This window comes from Burkholderia sp. IMCC1007 (assembly GCF_027257875.1).
Classification (GTDB): Bacteria; Pseudomonadota; Gammaproteobacteria; order Burkholderiales; family Burkholderiaceae; genus Burkholderia.
On record NZ_JAPVQY010000065.1, the window covers coordinates 21,822 to 44,774 of the forward strand.

Sequence of the window (22,953 nt, forward strand, 5' to 3'; positions counted from 1 at the left end):
CCATGTTGCTGAAAGACAAGATCGTCGTGATTTCCGGGATCGGGCCGGGGCTCGGTGTGAAGCTTGCGGTCGAGGCGGCGCGCGAAGGCGCGCGCGGCGTGGTCGTCGCGGCACGCACGATGGAAAAGCTCGACGCTGCCGAAGCGCGGATCCGCGAACTGGGCGTCGCGTGCGACGTGCTGAAGGTGCGAACCGACATCGCCGAGCGCGCCCAATGCCGGCAGCTCGCGACGCAGACGATCGAGCGGTTCGGCCGGATCGACGCGCTCGTGAACAGCGCGTTCGTGCACGGCACGTTTCCGGAGCCGATCGAGGAGGCCGATCTGGACGGCTGGCGCGCGGTGTTCGACACCAACGTGTTCGGGACGATGACGCTCACGCAGGAAGTCGTGCCGCACATGAAGCGGCAGAAGCGCGGCGCGATCGTGATGATCAACACGCAGGCGACCCGCAAGCCATTTGCAGGGGAGTCAGGCTACGCTGTATCGAAGGGCGCGCTCGCCGTTGCGGCAAAATACCTGGCGCGTGAGCTCGGCGTGCACGGCATCCGCGCGAACAGCATCCACATGGGCTGGATGTGGGGCGTGCCGACGCAGACGTATTTCCGGCAGGCCGCGGCCGAGTACGGGATGACGGAAGACGAGATCATCGCGCCGATCGCGTCGAACATCGCGCTCGCGAAGCTGCCGACCGACGACGACTGCGCGCGCGCGGCACTGTTCCTTGCGTCGGATTACGCGAACGCCGTGACCGGTGCGACGCTCGATGCGAACGGCGGCGATTTCATGCCCTGAGGAGAATTAACGGATCATGCGGGAAAACCATCAGGGTCGGCATTTCTTCGCGTTCAACGGCGACGCCGACGGCCTGTGCGCGCTGCAGCAACTGCGGCTCGCGGAAGGGGCGTCGGGCACGCTGGTGACGGGCGTGAAGCGCGACATCAAGCTGCTCGAGCGGATCGATGCGCGAGCGGGCGATCGCGTGACCGTGCTCGACGTGTCGCACGACCAGAATCGCGACGCGTGCGCACGGCTGCTGCGCGGCGGCACGGCGGTCCGCTATTTCGATCATCACTTCGCCGGTGGATTGCCGGGCGATGCGCATTTCGACGCGTACATCGACACGGCGGCCGACGTCTGCACGAGCGCGCTCGTGAACCGCTATCTCGACGGCCGGCACGTGCGCTGGGCGATCGTCGCGGCGTTCGGCGACGAACTGCCGGCGCTCGGCGACGCGCTCGCGCGCGAGCACGGCGTCGACGAAGCCGAACGCGGTACGCTCGCCGAGCTCGGGCTCTATCTGAACTACAACGCATACGGCGAGTGCGTCGACGATCTGCATTTCGATCCGGCCGTGCTTGCCGACGCGATGCTGCCGTGCGCCGATCCGCTCGATTTCGTGCACGGCACGCCGGTGTTCGCCGCGCTGCGCGACGGTTACCGCGACGACATGGCGCTTGCGTGCGCGCTGGCACCGCTGCGCGACGTGCCGGGCGCGACGCTGATCAGGATGCCCGATCATCCTTGGGCGCGGCGCGCGACGGGCATGCTCGCGAACGAGCGGATGCGCAACGCGCCGCATGCGGCGCTCGCGGTGCTGTCGCCGTGTGCGCAGGGCGGGTTGGTCGTCAGCGTGCGCGTGCCCGACGGCCGACCGCTCGGCGCGGACGAGTTCTGCCGCGGGTTTCCGACCGGCGGTGGGCGCAAGCGCGCGGGCGGCATCAACCACCTGCCGGAAACCGAGTTCGACGCTTTCGCCGCGCGCTTCGAAGCGGCATTCCGTCTCGACTGACCCGAAGGCCCGAGACGCGCGCGCCGTGTGCAGCGATGCCTCGGCGCGCGCTTCGTGCAGCGGTGCGGATTCAACCGGTTGCATCCGCCAGCACGGCGGGCACGTTGTGGCCGTAGCAACGCTCCTCGACACGCTCGGCAATGCGCCAGCCCCGCGCGGTGCGCACGAACCGATCGACGTACCAGAGCCCGAGAAACATCACCTGCGTGCCGCCGTCGGGCAGCACGACTTCCATCGGATTGAAGCAGACCGTGCGGCCGCGCGCGGTGTCGCCGTCGAGCGTGATCGATAGGTTGCCGACCATGTGCTGGTACTGCGGAAACTGCGGCAGCGCGGTACGCAGCCACGCCTTCACGTCCGGATACGCGCCGGCGATGCCGCCCATCGCGCGATAGTCGATCGCGGCATCGTGCGTGAACACCGCATCGAGCGCATCGAAGTCGCGCGAGTCGACCGCGCTCGAATACGCGACGATCAGTTCGCGGATGTCGTGATGATCGGAGAGGGTCTGTAAATCGGGCATCGGCCGTGCTCCGTCACGCGCGCTTGCGCCGGCGCGCCGCATGCAGCGCTTCCGCGCGCTGCTTCACGTCCCGCGCGCACTGGTCGAACCCCTGTTTCACCCAGCCACCGTGTTCGCGCATGATCGTTTCCGCGTTGAGCCCGAGGAACTGGTCGGTCGTGAAGTAGCGGCAGCGCTCGGCGCCGTCGGCTTCGATGTACTGGTCGCGGCGCGCGGCGTCCTTGTTGTCGTCGGTCGGGCGCTGTTCCCATGACAGCAGGCGTTCGGACTCGCACGCGACGAGGATTTCGTTGACCGGAATCACGGTGTCGGTGCCCGGAATGCGCACCTGCATGTACACGAAGTCGCCGATCCGGCCGGTCGTTTCGAGGCCGACGCAGAACGTGTTCCATTCGCCGTAGCGCGGGAAATCGGTCAGCACTTCCCAGACGACGGAAGCGGGCGCGTCGATGTCGACGGTGATCGAGGTGACGAGATTGGCTGGTTTGGTCATGGCGGGTATCGGGTGAGATTGACGAGAGGGCGGGGACGCGAGTGCGCGCCGTGGTCGCCGGCGCGGCACGTGCGGGCAGCGCGGATATGCGGTGCGATGCGTGGCGTCCGTCAGCGGCCGGCGTGTGCCGCGCATCGCGGCGAACCCGACATCGAGCGTAGGCCCGTGCGGGCGGGGGAGAATCGTCGGAATGGACTAAGGCGTTTCACCGGGCCGGCGATTGGGAGATTGGGAGATTGGGCGATTGGGCAATCTGACGATCCGATCGATCCGGCGATCCGGCGATCCTGCGATCCGGCGATCCGGCGATCCGGCGATCCGGCGATCCGGCGATCCGGCGATCCGGCGATCCGGCGATCCGGCGATCCGACGATCCGACGATCCGACGATCCGACGATCCGACGATCCGACGATCAGGCGATAGACCGATAGACTGATAGACCGATAGACCGATAGACCGATAGACCGATAGACCGATAGACCGATAGACCGATAGACCGATAGACCGATAGACCGATAGACCGATAGACCGATAGACCGATAGAGCGATTCGGCGATTGACCGATTGCGCGACGTCGGTAAGCGACACCTGCACGCCCATCGCATGCGCTCCTGACATCGACATCGCGCGACCCTGCCGCGACAATACGCGTCACTTTTCCATTTCCTGCCGCGAGGTCTCTGTGCCAGCCAAGTCGTCCGTTGCTCCAGCGATCGTATGGTTCCGCGACGATCTGCGCGTGACCGATCAGCCCGCGCTGACGCGCGCGGCCGCGTCGGGCCGACCGCTCGTGTGCGTGTTCGTCGACGATACGGGCGAACGCGCGGGGCGTGCGCTCGGCGGTGCGGCGCGCTGGTGGCTGCACGGGTCGCTCGCCGCACTCGACGCGGCGCTCGCACGTCATGGCGGCCGCCTGCTGCTGTTGCGCGGCGATGCGCAGCGCGAGATCGAACGCGTCGTGCACGACACGGGCGCGGCGGCCGTCTACTGGAACCGCCGCTACGCGCAGCCGCAGCGCGATGCCGATGCGGCGTTGAAGGCGTCGCTGAAGGCGCGCGGCGTCGACGTCGAAAGCAGTAACGGCAGCCTGTTGAACGAACCGTGGGAAGTGCTGACGGGCGCCGGTACGCCGTTCCAGGTGTTCACCGCGTACTGGCGCGCGGTGCGGCGCGATCGTACGGTGGCGGCGCCGCTGCCGGAGCCGCAGCGGATCGCGCTTCATCCGTGGCCGCCCGGCATACGCGCACGCGCGCTGGCGCTCGAAGCGCTCGCGTTGCGCCCGCACGCGCCGGACTGGGCGGGCGGCCTGCGCGACGCATGGCCGGCCCCCGACGAAGGCGGCGCGCACGCGCGGCTCGATGCTTTCCTGGACGCGTGGCTGGCCGGCTATGCCGACACGCGCGATCGGCCCGACCAGCCGGCGACGAGCCGGCTGTCACCGTACCTGCGCTTCGGCAACGTGTCGCCGCGCCAGGTGTGGCACGCGGTGCAGGGTGCCGCGCAGGCGGGCGGCGCGGCGTGCGCGGCCGGCGCCGAGAAGTTCCTGAGCGAGCTCGGCTGGCGCGAATTCAGCCACGTGCTGCTGTACCACTTCACGGCGCTCGCGACCGACACCTTCCGCGCGCAGTTCGACGCGATGCCGTGGCGCGACGATCCCGCCGCGCTTCACGCATGGCAGCGCGGGCTGACCGGCTATCCGCTCGTCGATGCGGGAATGCGCGAGCTATGGGCGACCGGCTGGATGCACAACCGTGTGCGGATGGTCGTCGCGTCGTTCCTCGTCAAGCATCTGCTGATCGACTGGCGGGCCGGCGAGCGCTGGTTTCACGACACGCTCGTCGACGCGGACGCCGCGAACAATCCGGCGAACTGGCAATGGGTGGCCGGCTGCGGCGCCGACGCCGCGCCGTATTTCCGCATCTTCAATCCGGTCACGCAGGGCCGCAAGTTCGACCCGCAGGGCGCGTACGTGCGCCGCTGGGTGCCGGAACTCGCGCGCCTCGACGCGGCGACGATCCACGCGCCCTGGCAGGCGTCGCCGGAGCAGCTTTCGGCGGCCGGCGTGCGGCTCGACGTCGACTATCCGGCGCCGATCGTCGACCACGACGGCGCGCGCCATCGCGCGCTCGATGCACTGGCCACGTTGCCGAAGCGTCGCTAGCCGCGCATTGCGCCGCCGCGCATCATTGCGTGCGGCACGGCACGGCACGGCACGGCACGGCACGGCACGGCACGGCACGGCACGCCGCTTCACTCGCAGAACGCCGCGCGCTCGAGCAGTGCGAGCGCGACGCCCGAATCGAAGTAGGTCGCGCCGCACCACGCGACGAACGCGAGCACGCCGGCGGCGAGCGCAGTGCGGATCACGCCCATGCGGCGTCGCCCGGCGCCGGGCGCGCGACGCGCGCGTCGTCGATCGGCAGGTGCAGCAGCGCCGCCAGCACGCCGAGCGCGATCGAGCCGATCCACAGCGGCAAGTACGAATGCGTCGCGTCGTACACGAGCGCGCCGAGCCACACGCCGAAGAAGCTGCCGAGCTGATGGCCGAAGAACACGAAGCCGAACAGCGTCGCGATGTAGCGCACGCCGAACACCTGCGAGATCACGCCGTTGGTCAGCGGCACCGTGCCGAGCCACGTGAAGCCCATCACGGCCGCGAACACGTAGACGCTCGCGGGCGACAGCGGCGCCGCGACGAACGCGGCCATCGTCAGCGCGCGCACGACATACAGCACCGACAGCACGTACTTGCGCCGCAGCAGGCCGCCGAGATGGCCGCACGCATAGGTGCCGGCCACGTTGGTCAGCGCGATCAGCGCGAGCGCGACGCTCGCATGGCGCGCCGGCAGCCCGTGATCGAGCAGGTACGCGGGCAGGTGGGTCGCGATGAACGCGAGCTGGAATCCGCATGCAAAGAAACCGGCGTTCAGCAGCCAGAAGCCGCGATGCGCGAACGCTTCGCGCACGGCCGCGCCGATCGACTGCTCGGGGCCGTCCGCATGGCCGGCGGCCCGCGCGGGCCGGTCGCGCACCAGCACGGCGAGCGGCGCGAGCAGTGCCGCGACCAGCGCCAGCGCGACGAACGCATGCTGCCAGCCGATGCCGCCGATCAGCACCTGCGCGACCGGCACCATGCAGAACTGACCGAGCCCGCCGATCGCGCCGGCCACGCCGAGCGCCCAGCCGCGCCGGTCGGGCGGAAACAGGCGGCTCAGCGCGCCGTAGATCGACGCGAACGCCGAACCCGACAACGCGATGCCGATCACGAGCCCCGCGCCGACCGTGAACAGGCCGGCCGAGCCCGCCAGCGCCATCATGACGAGGCCGGCCGCGTACAGCAGCATGCCGGCGACGATCACGCGCACCGACCCGAAGCGGTCCGCGATCATCCCCGTGAACGGCTGCGCGATTCCCCAGATCAGGTTCTGCAGCGCGAGCGCGAGGCCGAACGCTCCGCGCGACCAGCCGTGGTCGAGCGTGACGGGTGCGAGAAACAGGCCCTGCACGTGGCGGATGCCGAGCGCGGCGCCCATGATCAGGCCACCGGCGAGCACCGGCAGCCAGCGGCGCCGCGCGTCTTGTTCGATGGGGGTCATGCGTGTCTCCGGATGAATGCATGCGGCGCGACGGCCGCACTCGATCCGATTAGACGATCCTGCCGCGGTGTCGCTCAAGCGATCATTCGGTCGGGTTCGCATGCGCGGTGGGAATGCGATGGGGTGGCAGCGAAGTCGGGCAGCGCGCGGGCCGCTGCGGCGCGCGCAGGCGCGCGCGTATCGGGACGGTGGTCGCGGTCGCGGCGGAACCGACCCAGGTTCGGATCGCTTGCCGAGCTGCGATCCAACACCCAATGCAGTGCCGGCGTCGGCTTCCGGCCCGGCGCGGAAAAGCGCGCCCGACTTACGGCTGCGTCACGCCGTACACCTGTATCGCCGCATCGCACGCAGCGGCTTCCTCGACGATCCAGTCGCGCACGTCGGCGACCTCGCGCCGCGGGGCCGGATCATGCTGGAACAGCCAGTAGCCGTACGCATCCGGTCTTGCCTGCGACTGCGGGCCGAGCACCGCGAGCCGTCCGTCCGCGAGCATCGGCGCGACGAGCGCGAGCCGCCCGAGCGCGACGCCCTGGCCGGCGATCGCGGCCTGGATCACCTGGTCGTACTGGTTGAAGCGCAGCACGCCTTTCGGGCGCGCATCGCCGAGCCCGGCCGCGTGCAGATGCGCGCGCCACTGCAGTTGCGTCTGCGGCGGCCCGTCGAATTCGAGCAGCACGTGATCGGCGATCGCGGCCGTATCGGTGACGGGCCGCGCGGCGAGCGCCGGGTGCGCGACCGGCACCACGATCTCGTCGAACAGCCGCACTGCGCCGGCCGGCGCGCGTTCGCGTGGGCAATAGCGGATCCCCAGGTCGATGCCTTCCGCGCGCAAATCGAGTACCTTGTCGTTCGCGGCGACGCGCAAGTCGATGTCGGGCAGGCGCGCCTGCAGGCGCCCGAGTCGCGGCAACAGCCACAGCGCGGTGACGCCGATGCTCGCGGTGATCGTGACGGGCTGACGCTCGCGCACGGCGGCGAGCGCCGCGACGGTGTCCTGCAGGCTGACGAGTGCCGCATCCGCGGCGCGGAACAGCCGTTCGCCTTCCGGCGTGAACGCGATCTTGCGATAGCCGCGCTGCAGCAGCGCGACGCCGAGATGCGCTTCGAGCGCATGCACCTGGCGGCTGACCGCCGATTGGGTGACGCACAGATCCTGCGCGGCGAGCGTGATGCTCATGCGGCGGCCGACGGCGACGAAGCCGCGCACGAGATCCAGCGACGGGAGACGGACGAGCGGCGTTGACATGCGTTTGGCTCATGCGAACGGAGCAGCAAGATTGGTTGAGAACGCGGGGCGCGTCAAGTTCAATGGAGGCTGGCCGACGATCGCGGGCGCCGGTCCATGCGGCGCGGCAAGCGGCACAGGAGACAGGATGACGAATTCGAACGAAGCAGGCGGTGCCGTGCAGGACGCACGCCCGACGGAGCGCGCGGCCGGAGCGTTGCCGCCCGAGCCCGTGACGCTCGCCGCGGCCGACGGCTACACGCTGCGCGGCTACGTGTGGCGGCATCGCGGGGGCGGCGGCACCGCGCGGCCCGTGACGGTCGTCAATTGCGCGACCTCGGTGCGTTGCGACTATTACTTCCGCTTCGCGGCGTGGCTGTTCGCGCAGGGGCGCGACGTGCTCGTCTACGACTATCGCGGGATCGGCGGATCGCGCCCCGCGCAGCTCGCGAAGCTGCGCGCGAACTGGCTCGACTGGGGGCGGCTCGATTGCGAGGCCGCGCTGCGCTATGCGCTCGATGCGTTTCCCGGCCAGCCGCTCGACGTCGTCGCGCACAGCATCGGCGGGTGTGTGCTCGGGCTCGCGGCGTCGAACGCGCACGTGCGTCACGTCGTGACCGTCGGCGCGCAATATGCGTACTGGCGCGACTATCGCGCGCAGGAGCGGCGGCGCATGTGGTGGAAGTGGCACGTCGCGATGCCCGCGCTCGCGGCCGTGTTCGGCTACGTGCCCGCGAAGCGGCTCGGCTGGATGGAAGATACGCCGCGCGGCGTCGCGCTGTCGTGGGTGCGCGCGCAAGCGCGCTTCGAGGACGCCTACACGCACGGCCTGCTCGCCGAGAGCGCCGCGAGCCGCGCGGCGTTGCCGGACCGTTTCGCGCGGCTGTCGGCGCCGATGCTCGCGATCGGGCTCGACGACGACGGGTTCGGCACGGTCGACGCGATCGAGCGGCTGGTCGGCTACTACACGGGCAGCGACGTCACGCACCTGCGGATCGCGCCGCGCGATATCGGCGTCGACGCGATCGGCCACTTCGCGTTCTTCCACAGCCGCTTCACCGACACGCTGTGGCCTGTCGCGTTGTACTGGCTGCAGCACGGCGCGCTGCCGGCCGACGCGCCGGGCAGCATCCACGCGCGCCATCCGGCGCAACGCGCGCGACGGGCGGCGAACGGCGTGCCGGGCGTCGTCGCGAACGGGTGAGCGTGTGCGGCGCGCAGCCGTGCGCGGCCCGTCGATGAAGTGCGTGGAGAAGATGAAGAGGGTGAAGAGGGTGAAGATGGTGAGCGCACATGCACGCTGCCGCCGCGCATGACCTCGACCGCAACGCGATCGATTACCATCGGACGTTTCGTTCCTCTGGCTGCTGCGTGCCGATGTCCATTTCGCCCGATTCCGGTTTTCCTGCCGACACGCCCCGCGCGTGGCGCTTGCGCATGCTCGACGTGCTGCCGGCCGCGTCGCGTGCCGGCGTGCAGGTCGCGCGCATCGATTTCGACTGGCACGTGCCGCTCGCGTCGCCCGCATATGCGGCACTGAGCGACGCCGAACGCGCGCGCGCCGGACGGTACTTCAGGCACGAGGATGCGGTGCGCAGCGCCGGCACGCGTGCCGCGCTGCGCGACGTGCTGGGCACGGCGCTCGGCGTCGCGCCGAACCGCATCGCGATCGTCGTCGACGCATCGGGACGTCCGTCGCTGGACCCGGCGCATCGCACGTCGCTCGATTTCAACGTGTCGCACGCGGGCGACCACGCGCTGATCGCATGGGCGGCTGCCGCGCGCGTCGGCGTCGACATCGAATGCTGCGACCGGCCGACCGACTGGCGCGCACTGACGAGCGAAGTGTGCGCGCCAGCCGAGGCCGCGTATCTCGACAGCCTGCCGCCCGCCGCACGGGCCGACGCATTCATGCGCGTATGGTCCGCCAAGGAGGCGCTGCTGAAGGCGCTCGGCACGGGCATCGTCGGCGGGCTGCGCGCGTTCGCGGTGGTGCCGCCGCGCGATGCGGCGACACCGGCGACGACGATCGTCGAGCCGGCCGCGCCGGCCGCCGGCGTGGCCGCGTTCGACGCGGGCTGGCTCGACGCCGCGCCCGGCTACGCGGCGTGCGTCGCGTGGCGCGCTGAACGGGCATCCGCCCGCGCGCGTTACTCGAGCGGTGCGTCGTTCGGCGCCGCATAGCGCGCCTTGATCACGTCGCTCATCGGGAAGTCGAACGCGAGCCCCTTCGGCGGCACCGGCTTCATGAACCACTTGTCGTACAGCGCGTTGATCTCGCCGCTTTTCATCAACTGCGCGAGCACGCCGTCGACGAGCGCCTTGAACTGCGGATCGTCCTTGCGCAGCATGAACCCGTAGGCTTCCGACGATTGCGGCGTGCCGACGAGCTGCCAGTCGGCCGGCTTCGCCGCGAGCTGGCGCACGCCGGCGAGCAGCACGTCGTCCATCATGTACGCGGCCGCGCGGCCCGATTCGAGCGTGAGGCGTCCTTCGCCGTAGTCCTTCGCGCTGATGATCTGCATGTTCATCTTCTTTTCCTCGTTCATCTTGCGCAGCAGGCGCTCGGACGTCGTGCCCTGGTTCGTCACGACCGTCTTGCCGGCGAGATCGGGGAAGTCGCGGATGCCCGAATTCGTGCGCGTGAGCAGGCGCGTGGTCGCGACGAAGAAGGTGGTCGAGAACGCGACCTGAGCGTGCCGCGCGGCGAGGTTGGTGGTCACCCCGCATTCGAGATCGACGGTGCCGTTCTGCACGAGCGGAATGCGGTTCTGCGACGTGACCGGGATGAAGCGCACCTGCAGGTCGGGCTTGCCGGTGCGCGCCTTCACGGCGGCGATCACGCGATCGCACAGGTCTTGCGAGAACCCGATGACCTTGCCGCTCGTGTCGACATAGGAGAACGGCACCGAGGTCTCGCGATGGCCGATCGAGATCAGGTTGCTCTGCCGGATCTTCTCGAGCGTGCCCGACAGCGGCTCGCCTGCGAGCGCCGCGCCGCACGCGAGTGCACACGCGGCGACGAGCAGTCTGCGGCCGACAACGGCGGTCAAGCGGGACGGGATGTTCATGGCGAGTCTCCGTAGGCGGATCGTAGGCAAGTGAGGATTCGTATGTTGCCAAAGAAAAAATAATTGCAACATCTGTTAAACGCGAGGTTCGTCACGCCGGCCCGGCGGGCCGCGCCGGACATCAGGGAAACTCCCAAGTCGAAATCATTGAAAACGGGGTTGTCTAGACAAGTTCCGATGGCTACACTGCAAGCCATCCCGAACTTGTCTAGACAGGATTGCTCACATGATTACGTTGACCCCCGGCCACCTGACCCTCCCGCAACTGCGCAAGATCGCTCGCGAATCCGTGCAGCTCACGCTCGACCCGGCGAGCTTCGCGAAGATCGACGCCGGCGCGAAGGCCGTCGCCGACATCGCCGCGAAGGGCGAGCCGGCATACGGCATCAACACGGGCTTCGGCCGTCTGGCCAGCACACACATCCCGCACGACCAGCTCGAACTGCTGCAGAAGAACCTGGTGCTGTCGCACGCCGTCGGCGTGGGCGAGCCGATGGCGCGCTCGTCGGTGCGCCTCCTGATGGCGCTGAAGCTGTCGAGCCTCGGCCGCGGCCACTCGGGCATCCGTCGCGAAGTGATGGACGCGTTGATCACGCTGTTCAACGCCGACGTGCTGCCGCTGATCCCGGTGAAGGGCTCGGTCGGCGCATCGGGCGACCTCGCGCCGCTCGCGCACATGTCGGCCGTGCTGCTCGGCGTCGGCGAAGTGTTCATCCGCGGCGAACGCGCGAGCGCGCTCGACGGCCTGCGCGTCGCGGGCCTCGCGCCGCTGACGCTGCAGGCGAAGGAAGGCCTGGCACTCCTGAACGGCACGCAGGCATCGACCGCGCTCGCGCTCGACAACATGTTCGCGATCGAAGACCTGTACCGCACCGCGCTCGTCGCGGGTGCGCTGTCGGTCGACGCTGCAGCCGGCTCGGTGAAGCCGTTCGACGCGCGCATCCACGAACTGCGCGGCCATCAAGGCCAGATCGACGCGGCCGCGTCGTACCGCGAGCTGCTCGAAGGTTCGCCGATCAACCAGTCGCACCGCGACTGCGACAAGGTGCAGGATCCGTACAGCCTGCGCTGCCAGCCGCAGGTGATGGGCGCGTGCCTGGACCAGATGCGCCATGCGGCCGACGTGCTGCTGATCGAAGCGAACGCGGTGTCGGACAACCCGCTGATCTTCCCGGATACCGGCGAAGTGCTGTCCGGCGGCAACTTCCACGCCGAGCCCGTCGCGTTCGCGGCCGACAACCTCGCGCTCGCCGCGGCGGAAATCGGCGCGCTGGCCGAACGCCGCATCGCGCTCTTGATCGACGCGACGCTGTCGGGCCTGCCCCCGTTCCTCGTGAAGGACGGCGGCGTGAACTCGGGCTTCATGATCGCCCACGTGACGGCAGCCGCCCTCGCGTCGGAAAACAAGACGCTCGCGCACCCGGCATCGGTCGACTCGCTGCCGACCTCGGCGAACCAGGAAGACCACGTGTCGATGGCGACGTTCGCCGCGCGCAAGCTCGCCGACATCGCGGACAACACGAAGCACATCCTCGCGATCGAACTGCTGGCCGCAGCTCAAGGCGTCGACCTGCGCGCGCCGTACCACACGAGCCCGAAGCTCGCGCCGGTGATGGAAACGATCCGCAGCAAGGTCGCGCACTACGAACTCGACCACTACTTCGCACCGGACATCGCGGTGATCGCGAAGCTGGTCGGCGAGCGCGCGTTCGCGAAGGTCGCGCCGTTCTCGTTCGCATCGGAACAGTAAGGCGATGAGCGCGCCGGTCTACCAGGAGATCAAGGATTTCATCCTGGCCCGCATCCACGCCGGCGAGTGGGAGGAGGGCGACCAGGTGCCCTCCGAGAACGAGCTGGCGCGCGAGTTCAAGGTCGCGCGCATGACCGTCAACCGCGCGCTGCGCGAGTTGACGGCCGAGCAGGTGCTGACGCGCATGAAGGGCGCCGGCACCTACGTCGCGCGGCCGAAGTACGAGTCGACGCTGGTTGCGATCCGCAGCATCTCGGAGGAGGTCGGCGCGCGCGGGCATGCGTATCACGCCAGCGTGCTCGGCCTCGCGACGATCCGCGCCGACGACGCGCTCGCGGACGAGATGCAGGTGGCCGTGCGCACGAAGCTGTTTCATTCGCAGGTGTTGCACTTCGAGAACGACGAACCCGTCCAGCTCGAAGAACGGTGGGTGAATCCGGCGGTCGCGCCGGATTACGCCGAGCAGGATTTCACGAATACGACGCCGAACCTGTACCTGATGCGCGCGGCACCGCTGCAGCGCGTCGAGTACCGGATCGAAGCGGCGGCTCCGGCGCCCGAGCGGCGCGAGCAGTTGCGGATGGACGACGTCGAGCCGTGTCTGGTTTTACATCGGCGCACCTGGTCGCAGGGCGTCGTCGCCTCGGTGGCGAATTTGTGGCATCCCGGCAGCCGTTATCGCTTCACCGGGCATTTCTGATTCCTTATTGATATTCATTTTCCCTCGGGAGCAGTCGTCATGAACCATCCGAAACACATCGATCCCCGTCTCGATCCGACGCGCACGATCCGCGCACCGCGCGGCAGCGAGAAGGTCTGCAAGACCTGGCTGGCCGAAGCGGCCTACCGGATGATCCAGAACAACCTCGACGCGGAAGTCGCCGAGCATCCGCACGCGCTCGTCGTGTACGGCGGCATCGGCCGCGCGGCGCGCAACTGGGAATGCTACGACCAGATCCTCGCGTCGCTGAAGGATCTCGAAGAGAACGAAACGCTGCTGATTCAATCGGGCAAGCCGGTCGGTGTGTTCCGCACGCACAAGGATGCGCCGCGCGTGCTGCTCGCGAACTCGAACCTCGTGCCGCACTGGGCGACCTGGGATCACTTCCACGAGCTCGATCGCAAGGGCCTGATGATGTACGGCCAGATGACGGCCGGCAGCTGGATCTACATCGGCAGCCAGGGCATCGTGCAGGGCACCTATGAAACCTTCTTCTCGGTCGCGAACCAGCACTTCAACGGCGATCCGTCGGGCCGCTGGATCCTGACGGGCGGCTTGGGCGGGATGGGCGGCGCGCAGCCGCTGGCCGCGACGATGGCCGGCTTCTCGATGATCGCGGTCGAATGCGACGAGACGCGCATCGACTTCCGCCTGAAGACGCGCTACGTCGACAAGAAGGCGACGACGCTCGACGAAGCGCTCGGCATGATCGACGAAGCGAAGCGCACCGGCAAGCCGGTGTCGATCGGCCTGCTCGGCAACGCGGCCGACGTGTTCGCGGAACTCGTCACGCGCGGCATCACGCCGGATTGCGTGACCGACCAGACGAGCGCGCACGACCCGATCAACGGCTACCTGCCGCAAGGCTGGACCGTCGCGCAATGGCGCGAAGCGCAGAAGGTCGATCCGCAGAGCATCGTGAAGGTCGCGAAGCAGTCGATGGCCGTCCAGGTGCGCGCGATGCTCGCGCTGCAGGAGCGCGGCGCGGCGACGCTCGACTACGGCAACAACATCCGCCAGATGGCGCTGGAAATGGGCGTCGAGAACGCATTCGACTTCCCGGGTTTCGTGCCGGCGTATATCCGTCCGCTGTTCTGCGAAGGCAAGGGCCCGTTCCGCTGGGTCGCGCTGTCCGGCGATCCGGAAGACATCTACAAGACCGACCAGAAGGTGAAGGAGCTGATCCCCGACGATCCGCACCTGCACAACTGGCTCGACATGGCGCGTGAGCGCATCGCGTTCCAGGGCCTGCCGGCACGGATCTGCTGGGTCGGCGTGAAGGATCGCTACCGCCTCGGCCAGGCGTTCAACGAGATGGTGAAGAACGGCGAACTGAAGGCGCCGATCGTGATCGGCCGCGACCACCTCGACACGGGTTCGGTCGCAAGCCCGAACCGCGAGACGGAATCGATGAAGGACGGTTCGGACGCCGTCAGCGACTGGCCGCTGCTGAACGCGCTGCTGAACACCGCGGGCGGCGCATCGTGGGTGTCGCTGCACCATGGCGGCGGCGTCGGCATGGGCTTCTCGCAGCACTCGGGCGTCGTGATCGTCGCCGACGGGACGGCTGACGCGCACGAGCGTCTCGGTCGCGTGCTGCTGAACGATCCGGCCACGGGCGTGATGCGCCATGCGGATGCCGGCTACGAACTCGCGCAGCAGACGGCTCGCGAAGCCGGCCTGAAGCTGCCGATGCTCGGCCGCTGAGCATGACGGCGCTCGATCAGGCGCCGGTGAACGCAACGCTGATCCGCTCGGCGGATCTCGTTGCGTCGCCGTGGAAGATCGGCGGCGGCGTGACGCGCGAAATCGGCGCGTTCCCGCCCGGCGCAGCGCTCGATGCATTCGCGTGGCGCGTGAGCGTCGCGGACGTCGGAGAGCCCGGGCCGTTCTCGCGTTTCGACGGCATCGACCGTACGCTCGTGCTGCTGTCCGGCGCGGGCATGACGCTCGCTGAAGCCGGCGGGGCGAAGCACGTGCTCGACGCGCCGCTGGCCCGCGCCGATTTCGCGGGCGAGACGGCGATCGACGCGACGCTGCACGACGGCGCGACGCGCGACTTCAACCTGATGACGCGCCGTTCGGCCGCGCGCGGGTCGGTCGACGTGTGGCCCGAGGGCACGCACCGCGTCGAGCGCGCCGATACCGTGCTGCTGTTCTGCGCAACGGGCGCGGTGGGCGTCGACATCGACGGCGCGCACTACGCGCTGCAGGAAATGGACACGCTGCGGCTCGACGGGCCGCGGCGTGCGTTTGACGTCGTCGTGAGCGGAGGCGGCGCGCTGCTCGCCGTGTCGCTTGCCGTCGGCGAACGAGACTGAACGCATGAAACCGACTGTCTGGCATCACCTGAGGCTGTGTCCGCACGGCCATCCCGACGAGACGATCGACGATGCGGCGATCGCGGTCGACGAAACCGGCACGATCGCGTGGCTCGGCGCGTTGTCCGCGCTGCCGCATGGTTATGCGCACTGGCGGCGCGAGGACCTGCACGGCGCGTGGGTGACGCCGGGGCTCGTCGACTGCCATACGCACCTCGTGTACGGCGGCACGCGCGCCGACGAATTCGCGCAGCGCCTCGCCGGCGTCAGCTACGAGGAGATCGCGCGGCAGGGCGGCGGGATCGTGTCGACGGTGCGTGCGACGCGCGCGGCCGACGAGACGGCGCTGTTCGTGCAGGCCGCCGCGCGCCTGCAGCCGCTGCTCGCCGACGGCGTGACCGCGATCGAGATCAAGTCGGGCTACGGGCTCGACCTCGCGAGCGAACGCAAGATGCTGCGCGTCGCGCGCCAGCTCGGCGAGCGCTTCCCTGTCACCGTCTATACGACCTTCCTCGGCGCGCACGCGCTGCCGCCGGAATACGCGGGCCGCGCGGACGAATACATCGACGAAGTGTGCGACCGCATGCTGCCGGCGCTGGCCGACGAAGGCCTCGTCGACGCGGTCGACGTGTTCTGCGAACGCATCGGCTTCTCGCTCGCGCAGACCGAGCGCGTATTCGAGGCCGCGGCGCGGCGCGGCTTGCCGGTGAAGCTGCATGCGGAGCAGCTGTCGAACGCGGGCGGCACGGCGCTCGCTGCGCGTTACCGCGCGCTGTCCGCCGACCACCTCGAGTTTCTCGACGAAGCCGGCATCGAAGCGATGAAGGCGGCCGGCACCGTCGCCGTGCTGCTGCCCGGCGCGTACTACTTCATCCGCGAAACGCAATTGCCGCCGATCGAGCTGCTGCGCAAGCACGGCGTGCCGATCGCGCTCGCGACCGATCACAACCCCGGCACGTCGCCGCTCGAATCGCTGCTGCTGACGCTGAACCTGGGCTGCACGCTGTTCCGCATGACGGTGCCCGAGGTGCTGCAGGGCGTGACGCGCCATGCGGCCGCGGCGCTCGGCCGCGCGGATCGCCACGGCGCGCTCGAGGTCGGCCGCCAGGCCGATTTCGCCGTGTGGTCGGTTGGCTCGCTGGCCGAACTCGCGTACTGGATCGGCCGGCCGCTGTGCGAGCAGGTCGTACGCAGCGGCACGACCGTGTTTCGCCGGATGAACGGATAGTTTTGCGACGGACCGGGCCGCGTACGTGACGGACCCGGCCCGGCCGACGTTTCGCATGGGACCGGATCGGCGCGCAAGCGCGTCTTCCGGTCGATCGCCGCGAGGCAGGGGCAAGTGCGATGCACTCGCGCCTGCTTGCCGCGGCACCGGGCCGGACGAGATGCTCAAGCGCTCGATCCGGTCGATGAGGACACGCAATGACCGACACCCTGTTGTTCGCGGACCATGCCTACCTGCCCGATGGCTGGCGCCGCAACGTGCTGCTGCGCTGGGACGCGGCCGGCACGCTGACCGACGTGACGCCCGATACCGACGCGCCGGCCGGCGTCGCGCGCGCGGCCGGGCCCGTGCTGCCCGGCATGCCGAACCTGCATTCGCACGCGTTCCAGCGCGCGATGGCGGGGCTCACCGAATACCGCGCGAATCCCGCCGACAGCTTCTGGAGCTGGCGCGACCTGATGTACCGCTTCGCGCTGAAGATCACGCCCGATGCACTCGCGGCGATCGCGCGCTGGCTGTACGTCGAGATGCTCAAGTGCGGCTACACGTCGGTGTGCGAATTCCATTACGTGCACCACACGCAGGACGGCTCGCGCTATCCGCAGATCGCGGAACTCGGCACGCGCGTGATCGACGCCGCGCGCGCGGCCGGCATCGGCATCACGATGCTGCCTGTGTCGTACCAGTTCGCCGGCTTCGGCAACAAGCCGCCTCGTGACGACCAGCGCCGCTTCATCAACACGCCGGACGGGCTGCTCGAGCTGCTCGACGCGATGCGTCGCGTCGCGCCCGAGCATGGCGGGCTGCGCTACGGCGTCGCGCCGCACTCGCTGCGCGCGGTGTCCGAGAACGGGCTGCGCGTGCTGCTCGAAGGCTTGCCCGACGACGCGCCGGTGCACATCCATATCGCCGAGCAGACGGCCGAAGTCGACGACTGCGTGCGCGCGTACGGCGCCCGCCCCGTGCAGTGGCTGCTCGATCGCTTCGACGTCGATGCGCGCTGGTGCCTCGTGCATGCGACGCACGTCGATGCGGCCGAAACGGCGGCGCTCGCGAAGCGCCGTGCTGTGGCAGGCCTGTGCCTGACGACCGAAGCGAACCTCGGCGACGGCGTGTTCCCGGCCGTCGACTATCTCGCGCAGGGTGGCGTGATCGGCGTCGGTTCCGACAGCCATGCGTCGGTCGACTGGCGCTCGGAGCTGCGCCTGCTCGAATACGGGCAGCGGCTCGTGCATCGCGCGCGCAACGTGCTGGCGAGCCAATCGCACGCGCATGTCGCCGATCGTCTGTTCGACGCGTCGCTCGCGGGCGGTGCGCAGGCGAGCGGGCGGCGCATCGGTGCGCTGCGCGCAGGCGCTCGCGCCGACTGGCTCGTGCTCGATCCCGACCATCCGGCGATCGCCGAACACGACAGCGCGTCCTGGCTGTCGGGCGCGGTGTTCGCCGAGCACGGCGACACGCCGGTGCGCGACGTCTACACGGGCGGCGAGTGCGTCGTGAGCGGCCGCCGCCATCGCGACGAAGCCGTCGCGTATGCCGACTACCGCGCCGCGCTGGCGCAACTGCTGCGCTGAGCGTGCAGCATCCGGCGCACGCCGCACGCGTGCGCCGGCCGACTTTTACGGTGAAGCGACATGACTGAACAACCGGCTGTATTCACGCTGAAGCAGGGCACGCTGCCGCTGCTGATCTCGATTCCGCACGCAGGCACGCATATTCCCGACGACATCGCCGCGACGATGACGCCCGACGCGCGCTTCGTCGACGATTGCGACTGGCATCTCGAACGGCTGTACGGCTTCGCGGCGGAGCTCGGCGCATCGATCCTCGTGCCGTCGCACGCGCGTTACGTCGTCGACCTGAACCGTCCGCCCGACAACGAGAACCTGTATCCGGGGCAGGACACGACGGGGCTCGTGCCAGTCGACACGTTCGACAAGGTGCCGCTGTATCCGGCGAACGCGCTGCCGGGCAACGACGAGATCATGCGTCGCCGCGACCGCTACTGGCTGCCGTATCACGACGCGCTGCAACGCGAGATCGCGCGCCTGAAGCGCGAGCACGGCCGCGTGCTCGTGTGGGAAGCGCATTCGATCCGCTCGCACGTGCCGCGCTTCTTCGACGGGCGCCTGCCGGACTTCAACTTCGGCACGTCGAGCGGCGCGAGCGCGGCACCCGGCCTGGCCGACGCGCTGGCCGCGTGCGTGAGCGCACACGGCGGCTATACGGCCGTCGCGAACGGGCGCTTCAAGGGCGGCTACATCACGCGTCACTATGGCGTGCCCGAGACCGGCGTCGAAGCCGTGCAGCTCGAGCTGTCGCAGATCACGTACATGGAAGAGGCGCGTCCGTATGCCTACGACGAAGCGCGCGCCGCGCAAATCGTGCCGCTGCTGCAGAACCTCGTCGAAACCGCGCTCGCGCATCGATGAGCGATCGGCCGCCGAGGGCGGCGGCGCGAGGGTCACATCGCGCTGCGCCACGCCGCACCGGCGCAGGCAGCACGCACCGACGCAGTGCACAAAACGGCATCGATCCGCCCGATCGATGCCGTTTTTTGTGTGATCGATATCGGATTCCGACACCTGAAAATTTGACGCAATTTTTAGTTGATATAAGCTGAATGTCAGGAAGTCGTCGCGCGCGCACCGGGCCAGACGGCGTCGATCATCGCCGTACCGTGCCGGAATCCGCTGCGCGACACCTTGCCGACGTGTCGCCGCGCGGCATCGCCGCCGCCGTTTCATCGCGACACGTGTCCTGCCTTCATCAGTCAGTCGAGTACGATCGTGAAAGCCGCCAGCCCTTCGATACACCGGACCCGAAGTCCGTCGGCGGGCGCGCCGCCTGAAGCCGGTCCGATCCGGCCTGCAGCTCGCGGCACGCGCACCGCCCCTTTGTGCGAGTCTCGTTTCTTCGCCGTGTCCCAGCGCGGCCTGCGCCGCTTCAACCTCGTGACCGCGTACGTGTTCAGCGCCGTGCAGTGCGACGGTAGCGCGTCGTTGTTACCCTAGCGTCCTTTCACGCTTCCGTTTCGGGTCGCACCGCGGGTTGCCGCACCGATCGAGCGGCAGCATCGCGCGTGGGCGCGTGCCGCGCCGGCGCGGGGTTGTTTCGTCTCGCGCGCCCGCATGCGCTGCGCGCCTACCGCGGAGGCGACCATGCGCGCGCGCCCGATCGTAGCCGTCACCGCCGATCGCATCATGCGCGGCGCCCATCCGAACCACACGGCCGGCGAGAAGTACCTCGTCGCGCTCGTCGACGGCGCCGGTGCGCTGGCGTTCGTGCTGCCTGCGCTCGGCGCGCGGCAGCCGGTCGACGGCATCGTCGCGTCGATCGACGGGCTGCTGCTGACCGGCAGCTATTCGAACGTCGAGCCGCATCACTACGGCGGTCCGGCCAGCACGCCCGACACGCTGCACGATCCCGCGCGCGATGCGACCGCGTTGCCGCTGATCCGCGCGGCGATCGACGCGGGCGTGCCCGTGCTCGCGATCTGCCGCGGCATGCAGGAGCTGAACGTCGCATATGGCGGCACGCTGCATCAGCGGCTGCATGCGAGCGCCGGTTTCGACGATCACCGCGAGCGCACGGACGACCCGCTCGAGCGGCAATACGGCCCCGCGCACCGTGTGCAGCTCGCGTCGGGCGGGCTGCTGCAACGCGTGGCGCGCGGCGCGCGCGACGCCATGGTCAATTCGCTGCACGACCAGGGCATCGCGCGGCTCGGGGCGGGGCTCGCGATCGAGGCGAGCGCGCCCGACGGCCTGATCGAGGCCGTCAGCGTGCGCGGCGCGCGCGCGTTCGCGCTCGGCGTGCAGTGGCATCCCGAATGGCGTTTCGCGGAGCAACCGCTGTCGCGCGACATCTTCGCGGCATTCGGCGCGGCGTGCCGCGCGCGCATGACACATCGCATTCATGCGGCAGGCGGCACCATGCCGTCGCCGGCCGCATCCGACATCGACTGAACGAGGCCGATCATGCAACCCGAACTGAGCGAATTCCTGCGTCAGCACCGCATCACGGAAGTCGAGGCGATCATTCCCGACATGGCCGGCATCGCACGCGGCAAGATCATTCCGCGCAACAAATTCGAGTCCGGCGAATCGATGCGCCTGCCGCAGGCCGTGATGGTGCAGACCGTCACCGGCGACTATCCGGAGGACGGTTCGCTGACGGGCGTGACCGATCCCGACATGGTGTGCGTGCCCGATCCGTCGACGATCTGCCTGATTCCGTGGGCCGTCGATCCGACCGCGCAGGTGATTCACGACTGCGTGCATTTCGACGGCTCGCCCGTCGAGATCTCGCCGCGCTACGTGCTGCGCCGCGTGCTGGATCTGTACGCGGCGAAGGGCTGGAAGCCGGTGGTCGCGCCGGAGCTCGAGTTCTACCTGGTCGACATGAACGCCGATCCCGATCTGCCGTTGCGTCCGCCGGTCGGGCGTACCGGCCGTGCGGAAACCGGCCGCCAGTCGTATTCGATCGAGGCCGTCAACGAATTCGATCCGCTGTTCGAGGACATCTACGAATACTGCGAGATGCAGGGCCTCGATATCGAGACGCTGATTCACGAAGTCGGCGCCGCGCAGATGGAGATCAATTTCGTGCACGGCGACGCGCTGTCGCTCGCCGATCAGGTGTTCCTGTTCAAGCGCACGGTGCGCGAGGCCGCGCTGCGTCACAATATGTACGCGACGTTCATGGCCAAGCCGATGGAAAACGAGCCGGGTTCCGCGATGCATATCCACCAGAGCCTCGCCGATGCACGCACGGGCGACAACCTGTTCGCCGACGAAGGCGGCGTCGTGTCGCCGATGTTCCACAGCTATCTCGCCGGGCTGCAGAAGTACACGCCCGCGCTGATGCCGATCTTCGCGCCGTACATCAACTCGTATCGCCGGCTGTCGCGTTTCATGGCCGCGCCGATCAACGTGCAGTGGGGCTATGACAACCGGACGGTCGGTTTTCGGATCCCGCAGTCGGCGCCGGTCGCGCGGCGCATCGAGAACCGGATTCCGGGCGTCGACTGCAATCCTTATCTGGCGTTCGCGGCGACGCTCGCCGCCGGCTATCTCGGTCTCACGCAGAATCTCGCGCCGACCGAGCCGATCGCGTCGGACGGCTACGACCTGCCGTACCAGCTGCCGCGCAATCTGGAAGAGGGCATCTCGCTGATGGCCGCATGCACGCCGCTCGCCGGGATTCTCGGCGACAAGTTCGTGAAGGCGTATCTGGCGTTGAAGGATACGGAATATGAAGCGTTCTTCCGCGTGATCAGTTCGTGGGAGCGCAGGCATCTTCTGCTGCACGTATGAGCGTGCGGCATCGTCTTGCGGAGAAAACATGATCGAACGAAACGAATCCGTCGCGGCCAGGCCGACCGCCGAATACCGCGCGCTCGACGCCGCGCACCACATCCACCCGTTTTCCGACATGGGCGCGCTGAATCGCGCGGGCAGCCGCGTGATCGTGAAGGCCGACGGCGTCTACCTGTGGGACTCGGACGGCAACAAGGTGATCGACGGGATGGCCGGGCTCTGGTGCGTGAACGTCGGCTACGGCCGCAAGGAGCTCGCGGACGCCGCGTATCGCCAGTTGCAGGAACTGCCGTTCTACAACACGTTCTTCAAGACCACGCACCCGCCGGTGATCGAGCTGTCGGCGATGCTCGCCGAGGTGACACCCGCGGGTTTCAACCACTTCTTCTATTGCAACAGCGGCTCGGAAGGCAACGACACCGTGCTGCGGCTCGTGCATCAGTACTGGCGCGTGCAGGGCAAGCCGCAGAAGAAATACGTGATCTCGCGCAAGAACGGCTATCACGGCTCGACGATCGCCGGCGGCACGCTCGGCGGGATGGGCTACATGCACGAGCAGATGCCGTCGAAGGTCGAGCACATCGTGCACATCGACCAGCCGTATTTCTTCGGCGAAGCGCAGCCGGGCGAGACGCCCGACGCATTCGGCCTCGCACGCGCGCAGCAGCTCGAAGCGAAGATCCTCGAACTCGGCGCGGAGAACGTCGCGGCGTTCATCGGCGAGCCGTTCCAGGGCGCGGGCGGCGTGATCTTCCCGCCGTCGACGTACTGGCCGGAAATCGAGCGGATCTGCCGCAAGTACGACATCCTGCTCGTCGCCGACGAAGTGATCGGCGGGTTCGGCCGCACCGGCGAATGGTTCGCACACCAGCATTTCGGCTTCGAGCCGGACCTGATCACGATGGCCAAGGG

Annotated in this window: 22 protein-coding genes; 15 read left to right on the forward strand and 7 right to left on the reverse strand. The window is 68.8% G+C overall.

Going from position 1 to position 22,953, the window contains the following annotated elements; all coding sequences use genetic code 11:
• The first annotated feature begins 2 nt into the window (after positions 1-2).
• Together O1Q03_RS34220 and O1Q03_RS34225 are read left to right on the forward strand one after the other, a co-directional pair.
• Positions 3-794: an SDR family oxidoreductase gene (locus tag O1Q03_RS34220; RefSeq protein WP_269509276.1), complete on the forward strand. Its 792-nt coding sequence runs from the start codon at positions 3-5 to the stop codon at positions 792-794.
• Between the two features lie 16 nt (positions 795-810).
• The gene (locus O1Q03_RS34225; protein ID WP_269509278.1) at positions 811-1,791 is read left to right on the forward strand and encodes an acetyltransferase; all 981 of its coding nucleotides are present in this window, start codon (positions 811-813) and stop codon (positions 1,789-1,791) included.
• Between the two features lie 70 nt (positions 1,792-1,861).
• On the opposite strand, the gene O1Q03_RS34230 is transcribed toward O1Q03_RS34225, so the two are convergent.
• The 3 genes from O1Q03_RS34230 to O1Q03_RS34240 form a co-directional block, all read right to left on the reverse strand.
• Positions 1,862-2,314, reverse strand: coding sequence for a nuclear transport factor 2 family protein (locus O1Q03_RS34230; RefSeq protein ID WP_269509280.1), 453 nt, complete (start codon positions 2,312-2,314; stop codon positions 1,862-1,864).
• Between the two features lie 13 nt (positions 2,315-2,327).
• Entirely contained in the window at positions 2,328-2,807 is a 480-nt protein-coding gene (locus O1Q03_RS34235) for an SRPBCC domain-containing protein (RefSeq protein ID WP_269509282.1), read from the reverse strand.
• Positions 2,808-3,012: 205 nt separating this feature from the next.
• On the reverse strand, positions 3,013-3,408 hold the full coding sequence (locus O1Q03_RS34240; protein WP_269509284.1) for a hypothetical protein: 396 nt from the start codon (positions 3,406-3,408) through the stop codon (positions 3,013-3,015).
• 82 nt (positions 3,409-3,490) lie between these two features.
• On the opposite strand from O1Q03_RS34240, the gene O1Q03_RS34245 reads away from it, so the two are divergent.
• Positions 3,491-4,969: a cryptochrome/photolyase family protein gene (locus tag O1Q03_RS34245; RefSeq protein WP_269509286.1), complete on the forward strand. Its 1,479-nt coding sequence runs from the start codon at positions 3,491-3,493 to the stop codon at positions 4,967-4,969.
• A gap of 89 nt (positions 4,970-5,058) precedes the next feature.
• Here O1Q03_RS34245 and O1Q03_RS34250 read toward each other — a convergent pair whose 3' ends face one another.
• The 3 genes from O1Q03_RS34250 to O1Q03_RS34260 form a co-directional block, all read right to left on the reverse strand.
• Positions 5,059-5,181: a hypothetical protein gene (locus O1Q03_RS34250; protein ID WP_269509288.1), complete on the reverse strand. Its 123-nt coding sequence runs from the start codon at positions 5,179-5,181 to the stop codon at positions 5,059-5,061.
• On the reverse strand, positions 5,172-6,404 hold the full coding sequence (locus O1Q03_RS34255; protein ID WP_269509290.1) for an MFS transporter: 1,233 nt from the start codon (positions 6,402-6,404) through the stop codon (positions 5,172-5,174). The genes O1Q03_RS34250 and O1Q03_RS34255 overlap by 10 nt, the downstream gene beginning before the upstream one ends.
• A 304-nt stretch (positions 6,405-6,708) precedes the next feature.
• Positions 6,709-7,650 carry a LysR substrate-binding domain-containing protein gene (locus tag O1Q03_RS34260; RefSeq protein WP_269509292.1) on the reverse strand — a complete coding sequence of 314 codons (942 nt, stop codon included), beginning with the start codon at positions 7,648-7,650 and terminating at the stop codon, positions 6,709-6,711.
• A gap of 127 nt (positions 7,651-7,777) precedes the next feature.
• Here O1Q03_RS34260 and O1Q03_RS34265 point away from each other — a divergent pair, with 127 nt between their 5' ends.
• Together O1Q03_RS34265 and O1Q03_RS34270 are read left to right on the forward strand one after the other, a co-directional pair.
• Positions 7,778-8,833, forward strand: a complete 1,056-nt coding sequence (locus O1Q03_RS34265) for an alpha/beta hydrolase family protein (protein WP_269509294.1) — start codon at positions 7,778-7,780, stop codon at positions 8,831-8,833.
• Between the two features lie 173 nt (positions 8,834-9,006).
• Positions 9,007-9,813 carry a 4'-phosphopantetheinyl transferase family protein gene (locus tag O1Q03_RS34270; RefSeq protein WP_269509316.1) on the forward strand — a complete coding sequence of 269 codons (807 nt, stop codon included), beginning with the start codon at positions 9,007-9,009 and terminating at the stop codon, positions 9,811-9,813.
• Here O1Q03_RS34270 and O1Q03_RS34275 read toward each other — a convergent pair.
• A complete protein-coding gene (locus tag O1Q03_RS34275; protein WP_269509296.1) occupies positions 9,780-10,700 on the reverse strand; it encodes a glutamate/aspartate ABC transporter substrate-binding protein in 921 nt (306 codons plus the stop codon). The two genes, O1Q03_RS34270 and O1Q03_RS34275, sit on opposite strands and share 34 nt — an antisense overlap.
• Before the next feature lie 226 nt (positions 10,701-10,926).
• On the opposite strand from O1Q03_RS34275, the gene hutH reads away from it, so the two are divergent.
• From hutH to O1Q03_RS34325, 10 genes are all read left to right on the forward strand, one after another.
• Positions 10,927-12,450, forward strand: a complete 1,524-nt coding sequence (gene hutH, locus O1Q03_RS34280; RefSeq protein ID WP_269509298.1) for a histidine ammonia-lyase — start codon at positions 10,927-10,929, stop codon at positions 12,448-12,450.
• A 4-nt stretch (positions 12,451-12,454) separates the two neighbouring features.
• Positions 12,455-13,150: a histidine utilization repressor gene (hutC, locus tag O1Q03_RS34285; RefSeq protein ID WP_269509300.1), complete on the forward strand. Its 696-nt coding sequence runs from the start codon at positions 12,455-12,457 to the stop codon at positions 13,148-13,150.
• Between the two features lie 39 nt (positions 13,151-13,189).
• The gene (gene hutU / locus O1Q03_RS34290) at positions 13,190-14,878 is read left to right on the forward strand and encodes a urocanate hydratase (protein ID WP_269509302.1); all 1,689 of its coding nucleotides are present in this window, start codon (positions 13,190-13,192) and stop codon (positions 14,876-14,878) included.
• A 2-nt stretch (positions 14,879-14,880) separates the two neighbouring features.
• Positions 14,881-15,492: a HutD/Ves family protein gene (locus O1Q03_RS34295; RefSeq protein WP_269509303.1), complete on the forward strand. Its 612-nt coding sequence runs from the start codon at positions 14,881-14,883 to the stop codon at positions 15,490-15,492.
• 4 nt (positions 15,493-15,496) lie between these two features.
• Complete coding sequence (hutI, locus tag O1Q03_RS34300) at positions 15,497-16,720, forward strand: imidazolonepropionase (RefSeq protein ID WP_269509304.1); 1,224 nt, start codon at positions 15,497-15,499, stop codon at positions 16,718-16,720.
• 197 nt (positions 16,721-16,917) lie between these two features.
• Positions 16,918-18,294, forward strand: coding sequence for a formimidoylglutamate deiminase (locus O1Q03_RS34305; RefSeq protein WP_269509306.1), 1,377 nt, complete (start codon positions 16,918-16,920; stop codon positions 18,292-18,294).
• A 60-nt stretch (positions 18,295-18,354) separates the two neighbouring features.
• Entirely contained in the window at positions 18,355-19,152 is a 798-nt protein-coding gene (gene hutG / locus O1Q03_RS34310; protein WP_269509308.1) for an N-formylglutamate deformylase, read from the forward strand.
• Positions 19,153-19,881: 729 nt separating this feature from the next.
• Positions 19,882-20,688: a gamma-glutamyl-gamma-aminobutyrate hydrolase family protein gene (locus O1Q03_RS34315; RefSeq protein ID WP_269509311.1), complete on the forward strand. Its 807-nt coding sequence runs from the start codon at positions 19,882-19,884 to the stop codon at positions 20,686-20,688.
• A gap of 12 nt (positions 20,689-20,700) precedes the next feature.
• Positions 20,701-22,038, forward strand: a complete 1,338-nt coding sequence (locus O1Q03_RS34320; RefSeq protein ID WP_269509313.1) for a glutamine synthetase family protein — start codon at positions 20,701-20,703, stop codon at positions 22,036-22,038.
• Positions 22,039-22,066: 28 nt separating this feature from the next.
• The coding region (locus O1Q03_RS34325; protein WP_269509314.1) for an aminotransferase at positions 22,067-22,953 on the forward strand (887 nt) is incomplete at its 3' end.

Coding starts and splice junctions, on each gene's coding strand:
- hutH (WP_269509298.1), top strand. CDS start 10,927: ATGATTACGTTGACCCCCGGCCACCTGACCCTCCCGCAACTGCGCAAG.
- O1Q03_RS34235 (WP_269509282.1), bottom strand. CDS start 2,807: ATGACCAAACCAGCCAATCTCGTCACCTCGATCACCGTCGACATCGAC.
- hutG (WP_269509308.1), top strand. CDS start 18,355: ATGACTGAACAACCGGCTGTATTCACGCTGAAGCAGGGCACGCTGCCG.
- hutI (WP_269509304.1), top strand. CDS start 15,497: ATGAAACCGACTGTCTGGCATCACCTGAGGCTGTGTCCGCACGGCCAT.
- hutC (WP_269509300.1), top strand. CDS start 12,455: ATGAGCGCGCCGGTCTACCAGGAGATCAAGGATTTCATCCTGGCCCGC.
- O1Q03_RS34260 (WP_269509292.1), bottom strand. CDS start 7,650: ATGTCAACGCCGCTCGTCCGTCTCCCGTCGCTGGATCTCGTGCGCGGC.
- O1Q03_RS34225 (WP_269509278.1), top strand. CDS start 811: ATGCGGGAAAACCATCAGGGTCGGCATTTCTTCGCGTTCAACGGCGAC.
- O1Q03_RS34250 (WP_269509288.1), bottom strand. CDS start 5,181: ATGGGCGTGATCCGCACTGCGCTCGCCGCCGGCGTGCTCGCGTTCGTC.
- O1Q03_RS34265 (WP_269509294.1), top strand. CDS start 7,778: ATGACGAATTCGAACGAAGCAGGCGGTGCCGTGCAGGACGCACGCCCG.
- O1Q03_RS34295 (WP_269509303.1), top strand. CDS start 14,881: ATGACGGCGCTCGATCAGGCGCCGGTGAACGCAACGCTGATCCGCTCG.
- O1Q03_RS34315 (WP_269509311.1), top strand. CDS start 19,882: ATGCGCGCGCGCCCGATCGTAGCCGTCACCGCCGATCGCATCATGCGC.
- O1Q03_RS34320 (WP_269509313.1), top strand. CDS start 20,701: ATGCAACCCGAACTGAGCGAATTCCTGCGTCAGCACCGCATCACGGAA.
- O1Q03_RS34220 (WP_269509276.1), top strand. CDS start 3: ATGTTGCTGAAAGACAAGATCGTCGTGATTTCCGGGATCGGGCCGGGG.
- O1Q03_RS34275 (WP_269509296.1), bottom strand. CDS start 10,700: ATGAACATCCCGTCCCGCTTGACCGCCGTTGTCGGCCGCAGACTGCTC.
- O1Q03_RS34255 (WP_269509290.1), bottom strand. CDS start 6,404: ATGACCCCCATCGAACAAGACGCGCGGCGCCGCTGGCTGCCGGTGCTC.
- O1Q03_RS34270 (WP_269509316.1), top strand. CDS start 9,007: ATGTCCATTTCGCCCGATTCCGGTTTTCCTGCCGACACGCCCCGCGCG.
- O1Q03_RS34240 (WP_269509284.1), bottom strand. CDS start 3,408: ATGGGCGTGCAGGTGTCGCTTACCGACGTCGCGCAATCGGTCAATCGC.
- O1Q03_RS34305 (WP_269509306.1), top strand. CDS start 16,918: ATGACCGACACCCTGTTGTTCGCGGACCATGCCTACCTGCCCGATGGC.
- hutU (WP_269509302.1), top strand. CDS start 13,190: ATGAACCATCCGAAACACATCGATCCCCGTCTCGATCCGACGCGCACG.
- O1Q03_RS34230 (WP_269509280.1), bottom strand. CDS start 2,314: ATGCCCGATTTACAGACCCTCTCCGATCATCACGACATCCGCGAACTG.